The sequence below is a fragment of the Oscillatoria sp. FACHB-1407 genome, assembly GCF_014697545.1.
GTDB lineage: Bacteria > Cyanobacteriota > Cyanobacteriia > Elainellales > Elainellaceae > FACHB-1407.
Window position 1 is genome coordinate 123,639 of the sequence record NZ_JACJSA010000019.1, and the last position, 12,900, is coordinate 136,538.

The following is a 12,900-nucleotide window of genomic DNA, read 5'->3' on the forward strand; positions in this document are numbered from 1 at the left end:
GTCGTCTAACACCCTAAAATTAAGGATTCATACGGCTTCTGTTGCTATTGATGAACAGCTAGGGTGAATCTTTATTGCATCTCCCTCATGGATACACCCCAGCCACCTCGATTATTGGATCAGGTACGTCATGCGATTCGTCTTAAGCACTACAGCCTCAAAACAGAGAAGTCTTATCTCCACTACATCCGGGATTACATCTTGTTTCATAACAAGAGGCATCCCAAAGAAATGGGCGCAGAGGAAATTCGCACTTACCTTACCCATCTGGCAGTCCAACAAAACGTAGCGGCTTCAACGCAAAATGTAGCACTAAGTGCTTTGTTGTTTCTTTATCGCCATGTTTTGAATATTGAGCTTCCCTACATTGATGGCATTGAACGGGCAAAAACGCCTGAGAGAGTGCCAGTCGTGTTCACACGCTCTGAGGTAAAAGCCATTTTGTCGTATCTCGATGGTATTCATCACTTGGTCGCTAGCCTGTTGTATGGTTCGGGCTTGCGCCTTAACGAGGGATTGCAATTACGGGTAAAAGATATTGATTTTGAGTATCAGCAACTCGTGGTACGAGATGGCAAAGGGGAAAAGGATCGGGTCACAATGTTGCCGAAGGCATTGGTAGCACCGTTGAAACAGCAACTAGAGAAAACAAAGCAACTGCATCAACAAGACCTGACTTTGGGATATGGAGCGGTGTATCTGCCCTATGCATTGGAGCGGAAATATCCCAATGCGAATCGAGACTGGGGATGGCAGTACGTATTGCCGTCTTGGAGACGATCGCTCGATCCGCGTACCAAGGTGGTGCGGAGACATCATCTTTACGAGCGATCGCTGCAACGGGCAGTTAAGCAAGCGATTCGACAGGCTGGAATGACGAAACATGGAGGCTGTCATACCTTTCGTCATAGCTTTGCAACACATCTGCTGGAAGACGGTTACGATATTCGTACCGTGCAAGAGTTATTGGGGCACAAGGACGTTAAGACAACAATGATTTATACTCACGTTCTCAATCGAGGTGAACGTGGGGTGCGGAGTCCTTTAGATGGGTAAAGTTCTCTCTTTCCCTCCTACCCTTTACTCTACACATTTCATCGTGCTGCTTTGCAGATATCGCAAGGGTCGCCCCTAACAATTCTCTTAGTACGCTTGTCTACAATCGACCTTTCGATTATTCTATGAAACACTGGATTTCCAGTAGACAGGCTTAAGGTGAGGATAACGCTGATTAGGAGTGTTGCGAGCACTCGCTAACCAGCTAACCTAACTCCTGGGACTAGCAGGAGGTTAGGCTGTGTTGATTTTAGGATCAATCGCCTTACTGAAGCAAAACAAGTGGTTAGGAAACCACGCCTTAAGCTTTTCTTCTCTACAGTTCATCTCCTTCAGTGAGGCACAAATACTATGACTACAGAGTTCAACGAACGGCTGCCCGTTCCGCCTGCCGAAAAAGTGCAGATTTGGATTATCGGAACGCGAGAGCAGGTGAAACACACGATTAACGAGTTTTATGTCAAACAACTGGTGAGCGATCGCGTTCACTTTATGCCGATTGTGCCTGCTCCGTTTGCCCAAGGCAAGTTTATGACGGTGTTAGAGCGATAGATGAGTGTGCTTAGATCTGCAACTTTTTCCGAAAAAGTTGCAGATCTGGAGCGTGTGTTTGGGTGATGCGAAGCAGTTTCCCCTTGGGGGTTAATCGTGCATACTCTCAGCACTCAAAACTCAGCATATCGAGTTTTGCCAAGCGCGATGTGAGATCTCTGATGCTTGCGTGGTTAGCATCACGTCTCCATTGGAGGCGATCGCCCATCCTTGCGCTTCGACAATCGGGGTGTAGGGGGTATGGGTGGAATGGTTCTCTCCACCTTCCGCTGTGCTGCTCTCGCTGACCCACTCGACTAACACGTCTTCACTATCCAGGGTGTCATTGGGATTGCTGGGCAATCCACCCCGTCCCGTAATTAGAAAGCTATCTGCATTGTTGTTTGCGATCGCACTTGCACTGCATCCCCGGCTAATTTGAGTTGAGGCATCCGCGAGATTGGTTGGGAGTTCGGTTAAACCTCGACTCGGATCAATGTCAGGGGTGTTGATCGCAACAGTTCCAGCGACACCAACACGAGAACTGGCAGTGATGTCATTATCGAGCGTGAGGCGATCGCGAAACTCAATACCAAAAAGTCGCTGAGTTGTGATGTTGATATTGCCGCCATTGCCGCGATCGGCGTTGGCGATGATGTCGCTTCCTGGCGCATCTCCAGGCGTAGCAACGATGAACCCTTCAGGAGCGGCAAGGGTGATGTTGCCACCGTTTGCAGTTCCATTAGCTTCAGCGGAGATCAGGCTGCGATCGCTCATCACCAATAACCCAACTTCTTGCATTGCAATATTGGCGGCGGCTCCATTTCCACTACGTCCAGTTTCAGCCGTGAGTCTACCCCGATTTAAGCGAACCGTGTTAGCTGCAATGGTCAAATTTCCGGCCTGTCCATTAGGACTGCTAACTGTCACCTGTGCGTCATCTTGAACAGTGAGTTGTCGAGTTCTAATGAATACGTCTCCACCCCGACCCCTGGCATTGCTACCTGTTCCCGCACTGATCGAAGACCGACCATTGATAGAACTTCCTACAACGTCAACCGTTTCGTTGGCGCGGATGGCTAACGCTCCGGCATCACCTGCCCCAAAGGTACTCACTGCAACGATACCACCATCGCGAACGGTGAGACGACCTGTGGCGATCGCCACATCTCCACCATTGCCACTGGCATCTCTACCAACCTCAGCCGCGATACTGCTGGGAAATTGACCATTAGCGGATGTGCCCGCCACGTCTACAACATCCGCTGTGATGTCTAGCTCACCTGCGTTGCCCGTACCAAAGGTGCCAACGGTGATTAGTCCGCCATTGCGAACCCTGAGGCGGCCAGTGGCGATCGCTAAGCTTCCTCCTGCCCCGGTTCCACGGTCAGTACCCACCTCAATCGCACTCCGAAATGAACTGTCTTCAGACGTACCTGTAACTTCTGTCAGATCAGAGATAGTGAGATTAATCGTTCCACCTTGACCTGAAGCAAGGGTTTGAGCCGAAATTCTGCCACCTGCTCGAAGGCTAAGCCGGTCTGTATTCATCGTCAGAACCCCTGCCTCTCCGCTACCACTGGTATCTACTAACAAACTACTGGGTAAACGTGTTTGCGGAGAAAACCCAATAATCTCTACTCCATTAGTGGCATTAATGATCATCTGCCCACCCTGCCCCGTACCAAACGTCCGCGCAAGGACTAATCCTCCATCTCGCACTCTCAAACGTCCTGTGTTGACAAATATATCTCCAGCATCACCACTGCCGCTGGCAAAGGTGCTGAGATTACTGGGAAGATAACCACTCGATGAAATTCCAATGGCTTCAATCACGCCTGCAATGTCTATTTGCTCAGAAGCGTTCACTGTAATCGTTCCACCTCGACCTGCACGAAAGGTAGAGGCTCCCACCTGTGCCCCATTGCGAATCAACAGTCGTCGAGTCTCAATGCTCAAATTCCCTGCATCCCCTGCACCAATGCTGTCAGTGCCAATTCGACTGAAAAAACTGGTCGGTTGGTCAACCAATTCAGGAGCCACTTCAACTCTGTTGCCTGTCACCTCCACTAAATCGCTGGCTCGAATGGTTAAATCTCCACCTCGATTGACAGACGCAGTTTGAGTAACGATTTGTCCGCCAGACAACACCCTCAACTGACCCGTAGTGATATCAATATTGCCTGAGCTGCCTGTGTCAAGAGCACTTGCCCCAACAAGCGACAGATTTTGCACCGTGAGGCGGTTAGATTCAATGGCAATGTTGCCTCCTCTGCCGTCCCTGAGAGATATGACAGACAGATCACTGTTATTAAGATCAACATCTCCCGTCGCTCTAACCACAATTGAACCCGATCGCGCCCCTATCCCTCCAGCTAACCCTGAAGTTGAGAGAATGTTATAGTCCTGCGCGGTTAAATCACCTGTTTCAAGCACAATTCGACCTGCCTGCCCAGACGAGCCACTGGTAAAGGCTCCAATTCTTGATCCACGCAGGGGCAAATTACGCGGATCAACCAAGGTAATCGAGTCTGCTGCGCGAATCGTGATGTCTCCTGCATCTGCACCTGAGCCATAACTGTCGAGATTGCTAGAGCTAGCAAACAACCGTCTGGTTGTGATCGAAATATCTCCACCCCGACCCAAGTTAGAGAGGGCAGAAATTTCACTCAGGTTGAGTAGCCTCACTGCATCTGTCGCCTGAATGGTCACAGTTCCCGCATTCTTAGGATCGGGGGATGCTTCAGTCGCATTGGGAAAGGCATCTGCACTGACAAACGAGCGGTCTGCAATGAACAATGACCCTGTGGCGATCGCAATATTTCCTCCGTTTCCTTGAGATCCAAAGACACTGGCAGCAATCAGAGAGTCACCCGTAACCGTGAGGGAGTTGGTATTAATGACGATGTCACCCACGTTGCCCTGAGCAAAGTCTAAAACAGAGGCACTGACAAATGAGCCGTTGCTGAGGGTAAGTGAATCAGCGGAGATGACGATATCGCCTCCATTTCCAGTCGCAAACTCAAGGACAGCATTGGAAATACCGCTGCCTTCCCCAATTCGGACAGCCCCTGTTGCCTCCAGGTAAATGTCACCTGCCTGACTACCGACACTGGTTTCAGCAATCCCTGCCCGAATTCTGCTGCCACCCAACAGATCGAGATTTGCAGTTGCGATCGCGATATCCCCGGCTGTCTCTCCTCGCACACTGACCTCAGCCGCATTCGTCAATGCCATATCGGCTCGTGCTAGTGACGGAGGCAGACTTAAATCAAACCCATTTCCCAGAGCAACGGTTCCCGCTCCTCCGATCGCCCCCAACTCAATGCGTCCTCCAGGGGCAACCAGGCGACCCCCATCTATTTGAATAGTGCCACCTGCCAGGGTCAAGCGTTGCCCTGGATCAACTGCAAGCGTTGCCTGACTGCGAATTGCTCCGGGTTGAGTGCCATATTGCAACCCAACGGGCACATTAATTGCTAATAGCGGTGGGGCTTGTGGGTTCACCGCACTAAATTCACTACCATCTGTAAAGATGAAACGGTCTGCGGTGCTCGCCAGAAACGAACCTCGCACATCCAGTCGGGCATTGGGTCCAAAAACAATGCCGTTGGGGTTGAGCAGAAACAGATTAGCCGTCCCATCCACCCCCAGCGTTCCCCGGATATTGGATACGTTGTTTCCCGTCACCCGACTGAGTATGTTGGCAATCCCAACCGGATTGGCAAAGCGAACTTGTTGCCCTTCGTTGACATTGAGGTCTTGAAAACTATGAAACAGATTTGATCCTCGTGTCGTGCCCCCCGTAATGGTGCAGACCGTTCCACAGATGCCTGTATTTGTGGGTGTCGTTCCGTCGGGAATGACTTGTGCCAGGGCAATTTTTGGTGTCAACCAACTCTGTAGCACAATACAACTTAAAAACCAGAGTGAGGCAGGGTTTAACTTCATAGAATTGATTCGCCAAGTGCTTAACCCGAATTGCTGTTAATCGCGATCGCCCCTACAACGTTTGACTCTAAGCTGTACAGGTTTAGCATTGCCAAACCCCTCCACAAAAATTGCATTTTATTCAATCCAATCCTGAGTGAGGGAAATTGGGCGTTGCTAAATACAGATATGCTTCTCAAGCAGTACCGAAAGTTGGAGTAAGCAGGCTTACCATCAGTAACGTCAAACCTACTCACTCTTCACTCTTCCCTCTTCCCTCTTCCTTTTATCCTTCATCCTTCATCATTTATCCTTTCCTCTTCTCTTTTCCCTTTTATCCTTCATCCTTCATCCTTTATCCTTCATCATTTATCCTTTCCTCCATCCTCACTCTTCCGTACCGCACAGATAATTCGTCATCTGGGTCATGCCCTCAGTGATGTCAGGAGTCGGATTGCTAATCGATTGCAGAGCCTGAAACGCATCTGACCAGAGGCGTTGTTCCGCAAAGTAACGAGCCCGCGCCAGAGCGATCGCTTCAGTGGATTCTCCTGCTGCTTTGAGCCGATTTTCCAACGCTTGTAGATCACGAGCAATGCGATCGCGATCGGCTCCAGCCATGACCTCAAAGGTATATTGCGGTCCCATACCCGATAAAGCTTCTAGCTCCCATTCGTAAACCTGTCCCGGAGTCAGGGGTGCGCCTGCGTAGGTGATGCTTTGCGTGTCGCTCGCAAAAGTTTGTTGCCACAGAGGCGTTTCGCTGTTGCGTAATCGCAGGGTAATTTGCCCGGTTTCGCCGCGCCAGGCAAAGGTGGGGCGATCGCTCCAAATGACATCGGTTTCACCCAGTAAACCGGGACTAATGGCACACAGATCACCGCGTGATCCAAGCGGCGGTTCCTCCCGTTCCAGAATGGTGATCACATCTTCAATTGACGGGGATTCTGTAGCACGAGGAGCTTCTTGAGCCGCGTCTTGAGCGACAGCGGAGGGGTGAAAACTGGCGATCGCCAGCACTAACAATGGCAACGAGAATAAATTAAGGCGACGCATAGTGATTTTTCCTTAGAGACAGCAGAACGTATACCCAAAACAAGGATGAGGGCAATAACCAGGGCAACAGGACAGCCACGGAAAGATACAATTGCAAACCAATGAAACCATACCAAATGGGCAACGTAATCACGACCCACTGAGCAGAGCGAAAGCGTTTTTGCTGTGAGGATGAGCGCAATCCGAGAACGGCTCCTTTACCTGCGATCGCAGCCAGCAACACCATCCACAAATCGGGAACGGGCACTACCAATCGGTTTGACAGCAGATGGTGAATCATGTAGGCGTGTGCCTCTGCCCCCGTGAAGCTCGTGGGAAAGTCCCCGGTGGATGACGAGTGCAGGCGATCGCGCCAGAAGCCCATCGCCGCAGGCAAAGGAAAATAATCCGCCTGATCTGACTTAATTCCCGATTCGTCGTAACCCCCCGCTGCAATAATCACCACCTGTCGCGACAGATGAGGCAGAGGAGGCGTTGCGCCCTCCTGCCCCAACAATTGCCATGCAGGAATGCGATCATAGGCGCGATCAGGGGGAATTGAGAAGTCAATAATGGGATGCAGCCAGAGTTGCTTGAACTGCCCCGACCACCGCCGAATCGGACTGAGATGGAGTTGTCGCAGGTGAGCCACCTGGGGATCAGTAACAGATAAGCGATCGACCGATTCCAACAATTGCCGTTGCAGGTCTGTCGTGCTGGCAAGGGCAGGTTGCGGTGGATCGGGGGAAACCTGATTCACGGTTGTGGTGAGCGACAACAGGTAGGCAAAGGGGCAGAGACTGTCACACTCTGAGTGAGTTCTGGGCAACCGCACATAGGTCGGAATGCCGTGAATAAAGCCCTGCATACTCCAGGTCAGGTCTGCGATTCCAGTGCCTTCACCGACGCTCACGGGTTGCCCATTGGAGTCGCGGGTTGCGCCAAACACAAACCACATTTGTTGATTCACTGCCGATCGCACCGATTCCGCCAAAACCTGGTCATTGCCGGGCTGCTGGCGATCGAGCACATAGTCCACTCCGACGACCTGGGCATCCAGCGCGGCTAACCGATCCACCAGTGCAGCGAGATAGGTACGATCGATGGGATTCGGATTGCTAATTCCCGATAGGCGAATGGATTTATCGTCAATCTGCACTAACAACACGGGGGGCGGAGCGACCGGGGGAACCTGTCCCGTAGCCGCACGATACATGGACTGAGCGTAGACCCGTTGATTGAGCAACCAATCTTGAACGGGATTGAGCAGACTTAACACACTCACCCCGACCAGGGCGATCGCCTCTAGACGGTTGGGCAAGAAGGGCTGTATTCGCTGCCGCCAACCTACAGGCTGAATCTGAAACAGGGTTGCGTCAGGATGACAGAATAGCGAGGGAATCAAGTATGCCGAGGGATAGGTCAAATTTTTCTCAAGTTTGAGCACCTGACACGCGGCTAACAGCGATTCCTGAACGTCTTTGTACTCCGCCAAATTTTGCAGAAACCGCACCAAAAACTCCTGCGCCACCCGATTGTGGATTGGCTCACGCATCACCGCCACCTGGCTCAATCCCAGGTCAATCAGGGATTCTGCAATGTTTAACCCACTACACGAGTTGAAAATGGCAAACTGCAAGCCTTGCTCTTTGGCACGGGTGAGGTAAGGGGCAATTTCGCAAATCGTCATCGAGACATTAGGGGCGATCGCCAACTCTCCACCTGTGATCTGAGTCTCGTTGCTGTGCCCCGCAAAGAACAAGATATCCCACCCCTCTGGGTCAGCGATCGCCTGTCCAATTTGGGTTTTGAGTTCCACACTGGACTGCCCCGCTTGCCAACCGACAAACCGCACATCGGCTAAGCGAGAGAGCGATCGCACCGCATCGCGATCAGTCTGAAAGTTTAAGCCCGAATCATCCCCCATGATGGCTAAAATTCTTGCCTTTGAGCGGTTTCGTCGTCGTGGGGTAACCGTCTCGGCGCGAATGTTGGCAGGAGTGCGAACGATGCGAATCATGCCAGTAGCCGCAAACTCAGTGCCAATCTCCCAGGCTTCCCAGGGTAGCCGCGCCAAATCGAGTGGAGTGCAGGTCAAAAACAGATTCACTGCCTGATGTTGTTCTGCCGTAGTACGGCTTGTCTGAGCAATTCGAGCACGAATCTCATACAGTTCACCACTCCGCAACCAGCGATGAAACTCATACAACAACTTCGCCTCAGCTTCTACCACACGGGCGTGCCAATCGACAACAGACGTGAGACTACCACTCTCAGCTGCCCGTCCACGCAGGGGCGAATCGGGGCGGAGAATGGGGGTGAGCGTCAGAGAGGCAGTTTTATAGAAGGTGAGATAGACTCGCTGCCATTCCTGAAACAACACGGTTAATCCGGGGGGATAGGGCAGGCTAGCCGTAAGTTGTTGTCCCCGTCCCCACGACAACTCAAACAGACAGGTTTGCTCTACCTGCTGCACTTTGAGTCGAAATGTAGGGGCATGGGAGGACATGGGGGAAGAGAGAAGAGAGAAGAAGGAAAAAAGAAAAAAGAAGAAGGAAAAAAGAAAGGGTAAAGGCTAAAGGCTAAAGGCTAAAGGATGAAAGAAGATGAGTGAACAATGAGAACAAAAACAGAAGGAAATGTTGAGTTTGTTCAGATGAAATCGCTGTAAGGCAGATGGAAAGAGTGACTACTTCAATTTACATACCCTCAACTCCCTTCCTAAAATTTAGCCATTGACCACTGACCATTGACCATTGACCATTAACCATTGACCATTGACCACTGACCATTGACCATTGACCATTAACCATTGACCACTGACCATTGACCCTTGACCATTAACCACTGACCATTAACCACTAACCTCTTACAACAAACCTCTACATTTTCCTCTTTTCATCCTTCATCCTTACTGCGGGTTAAAGCTAAAGGGAGGGAAGGTCACAACCGCACCATTTGCCATGTCTACTGTGACCCAAAACTGCTCGTCCCAATTACCGATAACACGTCCATACAGATAACTCTGAGGAGCATCAGGAGTCGTTACCCGTTCCACGAGCAGTTGGTCTTGATCGCGAATCTGGAGTCTGACCCCCGTGGGAACGTCCGCAGATTGGCTACCCAGGATGATGAGCAGCGACCATTCGGGGTTTTCAGACACCGTGGGTAGTGTCCAGGCAACGGCATAGAGGCGTAGTGCAACCCTGCCCCAGTGTAGTTCCCGGTAAGCCCCTCGTGCATCCGAGGGCACCTCTACGCCCACCCGTCCTAATTCACTAATCAGTTGCTCAAACTGCTCCGTCGGAGAGTCAGTTGTAGCACCGCGATAGCGCATGGCTGAGGCAGCAGGCGGTGGCAGCAACACCCAGGTCAACTCTTGGGCGATCGCATCCAGTTGATTTTGCAACCACAACCCTGCGTTAATTCCCGCGTTGATTGCTCCTTCCAGCAGGGTAGACGCTGTGCTTGTCATTGCCTCGACGGCTTCTCTCGATCCCTCAACGAGAGATTGGGTGGTCGTGGTGGGTTGGGCTGCAACCTGCACTCCACCCACAGGCAGTGCAGTAGGCTCCAGGCAGCGCAGATACAGCAGCAAATCGTTGGCATCGGTGGCGAACCACTCTACAGGCAACGCATAGGTGCCATTGTCTAGCGTTAAGCCATCGGATTCCTGGTGTTGCCGCAGTTGATCCGATCGCAAGATGGCTTTGACGAGCACCTGTTCCTGTTCTTCCTGCACTTCCAGCAACACGTACAGTTGCGCTGCGGTTTCGAGGGAGTCGATCGCCCCTGCGGGAAGGGTCACCACCGTATCGGTCAAACTGCCCATCGTCAACAGACACAGCTTAAAGTCACCAACGGTAACGGTATTCGACGACGCTTGCAGGGTCAGGTCAGGAGCGCGATCGCTCAACCACTGCTCAAATCCCACCAGTGCCAGCGCATCCAGGTAGGTCTGCCATTGCTGATCAGCGGGAACGGTCTGGCTCTGTTCTACGGCCTGGTCAATTTGAGCCTGGGAAAGGGAAATGCTATCCAGGGCGATCGCTTCGCCATCCAGGCGGGCGTCAGCATCCATAAATGAGAAGGTCATGATTCGGTGCTCCTTTGGTCAAGATATTGGCACAATCTGCGGGCAAATAGGCTATCCAGGGGGCAATGTCTGGCGACGCTGGCTTCGGCTTCGGCTTGCTGTAAGATAGCCGCAATTTGTTCATCCAACGCTGCATCAATGGTCTGGTCTAAACTCTTCAAGCGGTTGGGGTCAGCGTATTCCCTGGCTTTGTCGAGGATGCGATCGCGCAAGGTCAACAGTAATCGCTGCCGCACATCCGCCCGAAACTCCTTGAGCTTGAGCAGGCGAGTCACCTGATATTGCGCCTGCAACCCCACCTCAGCGGCAATTTCCGTCATCGATCGCCCCTGACAGTGAAACAGGTGCATCCCTGAGAGAAACTGCTGCATCACCTCAGACCCTTTGCGCCGCAACTGCCCCAGGCGATCGCTGGTGACTTGTGCCAGCGTTTGATCCAGCGAACTGAGAAACTGGTTGCGGTAGAACGATAGAAACTCATTTTCTTCTTCTTGCTCTGCATCGCGTTCGGGGGACTGAAGCTCGACAGCTAACGCCTGCTGTTCTGGCTGATCCAGCGATTCTGTGGGTGCGGCTCCACCCCGTACATAGATACGATATTGCCGCAGTAGCGTTGCCAGTGCCTGCAATCGGCTCAACGTCGCTTCGGGAGTCAGTTTCTGAGTCACACCTTCGAGGTATTGGGCAATCCGCCGCAACTGATCCAGCGTGGGAGGGGGACACTGTCCTTTCCCGCCCGATTGCCGTTGTTGCAAACGGTCTTGCCGATAAATCTGGTGATAAGCCTGTAACAACTGGCTTGCCTGGTTAATCTCGGCGATCGTCAGGGCATGAAACTCAGCGAGAATGCGTTGCAGTTGCTTAGGGGTGGTGTCATTGAGAATCGCCCAATCGCTAATCAGGTAAATTCCGTGGTCTAACAGAAACGCATTCACCTCTTTGTCGTGACGTACCAGACGAGTTGCCCAGGTGCTCAAGCTAGCTTTAGCGGGGTCAAAACTCTGCAAAATCTCAGTCGCCAGCGATCGATAGGTGGTTCTGGTGGCTATCTGGGGCGCACGCCGCACCTCCAGCACATCATTCAACACGAGGGGAAACAAGTCATACCGAGTGAAGCCATGCTCATTGCCAAACTGACCCTCCAGATGCAAACACACCTGCTCAATCTGATTGGAGATGTAACACCGTAAACACATCTCAGCTAAACGCCGCTCGTCAGAAGGCGTTGTTTCGCTCTGCCACACCTGCCAGAGTAGCCGTTGAATCGTGGCATCTGCCAGATCTGACTGCCGTAGATCATCCCCAAACTGCTGTAGCAGAAACGCCTTTGCTGCCGCAATCTCCTCAACCTGACGTCTGCCAGTCGCATCCAGTCGAACAAATTTCCAATACTTCACCGCAGAACTCATAACGCTCCTATCAACCCGGTCGGCGATCGCTGAAATTGTCTTCAATTGTTTCACCTCCTTTGGCTGTCGTGCAGAGTTTTGACTAATTTCTTTAGTCACTGCTTCATACATCCGGGTGATTTACACCTATGCAACTCTGGAGAGTGGGGAGTGGGGAATGGGGAATGGGGAGTAGGGAGTGGGGAGTCTTGTTAGAATTTGGGTGATCTCCGTTTCTTAAGTGCAACGATACAGGAGGCGATCGCATGACACCATCCATCCTCAACGCCACAAAATGGACGGTTGACGACTACCACCGCATGATCGAGGCGGGTATTTTGAGCGATCGCCAGGTTGAACTATTAAACGGAGTCATCGTAGATATGTCGCCAGAAGGGATTGATCACGCTGACTTGAGCGATGAAGCTGCACAGTATTTGCGTGGGTTATTGGGTAATCGCGCCAAGGTGCGTGAGGCAAAACCGATTACTCTAACTAACCGCTCTGAGCCAGAGCCAGACCTGTGCATCTGCCAAAATATTCGCTATAGCTCTCACCATCCCTATCCTGAAGATATCTTCTGGGTGATTGAATATTCCGACTCTAGCTTGAAGAAAGATTTAGAAGTAAAGAGCACAATTTATGCCGTTGCTGATATTCCCGAATATTGGGTTGTCAACCTCAAGACAAGGGAACTGATCGTGTTTCGTGACCCTCAACCTGAAGGCTACACCACTCAAATGACCTATACCTCTGAAACAATCAGCCCACTCGCTTTTCCAGATGTGGCGATCGCCGTAAATCGGTTATTAAATGGATAAAGGTCAGGGAGGGTTGATTTAACCTATTCAGAATCTAGAAGGA

The 12,900-nt window shown here is 51.6% G+C and carries 8 protein-coding genes; 3 read left to right on the plus strand and 5 right to left on the minus strand.

Annotated features, from left to right (window positions below; translation table 11 throughout):
• Nucleotides 1-87: 87 nt before the first annotated feature.
• The gene (locus tag H6G89_RS25530; RefSeq protein WP_190511837.1) at nt 88-1,056 is read left to right on the plus strand and encodes an integron integrase; all 969 of its coding nucleotides are present in this window, start codon (nt 88-90) and stop codon (nt 1,054-1,056) included.
• A 351-nt stretch (nt 1,057-1,407) separates the two neighbouring features.
• Nucleotides 1,408-1,608 (plus strand): hypothetical protein, encoded by a 201-nt coding sequence (locus tag H6G89_RS25535; RefSeq protein ID WP_190504279.1) that lies wholly within the window; start codon nt 1,408-1,410, stop codon nt 1,606-1,608.
• 120 nt (nt 1,609-1,728) lie between these two features.
• Here H6G89_RS25535 and H6G89_RS25540 read toward each other — a convergent pair whose 3' ends face one another.
• From H6G89_RS25540 to H6G89_RS25560, 5 genes are all read right to left on the minus strand, one after another.
• On the minus strand, nt 1,729-5,538 hold the full coding sequence (locus H6G89_RS25540) for a two-partner secretion domain-containing protein (protein WP_190511839.1): 3,810 nt from the start codon (nt 5,536-5,538) through the stop codon (nt 1,729-1,731).
• 366 nt (nt 5,539-5,904) lie between these two features.
• Nucleotides 5,905-6,573, minus strand: a complete 669-nt coding sequence (locus H6G89_RS25545) for a DUF928 domain-containing protein (protein WP_190511841.1) — start codon at nt 6,571-6,573, stop codon at nt 5,905-5,907.
• Nucleotides 6,560-9,061, minus strand: a complete 2,502-nt coding sequence (locus H6G89_RS25550; RefSeq protein ID WP_190511843.1) for a CHASE2 domain-containing protein — start codon at nt 9,059-9,061, stop codon at nt 6,560-6,562. Before H6G89_RS25550 ends, H6G89_RS25545 begins: the two co-directional genes overlap by 14 nt.
• Before the next feature lie 402 nt (nt 9,062-9,463).
• The gene (locus H6G89_RS25555) at nt 9,464-10,648 is read right to left on the minus strand and encodes a DUF1822 family protein (protein WP_190511845.1); all 1,185 of its coding nucleotides are present in this window, start codon (nt 10,646-10,648) and stop codon (nt 9,464-9,466) included.
• Nucleotides 10,645-12,102, minus strand: a complete 1,458-nt coding sequence (locus H6G89_RS25560) for a hypothetical protein (protein WP_242060121.1) — start codon at nt 12,100-12,102, stop codon at nt 10,645-10,647. The genes H6G89_RS25555 and H6G89_RS25560 overlap by 4 nt, the downstream gene beginning before the upstream one ends.
• Before the next feature lie 200 nt (nt 12,103-12,302).
• Between H6G89_RS25560 and H6G89_RS25565 the strand changes: the two genes are divergently transcribed.
• Nucleotides 12,303-12,857, plus strand: a complete 555-nt coding sequence (locus H6G89_RS25565; RefSeq protein WP_190511846.1) for a Uma2 family endonuclease — start codon at nt 12,303-12,305, stop codon at nt 12,855-12,857.
• The last annotated feature ends 43 nt before the right edge of the window (nt 12,858-12,900 follow it).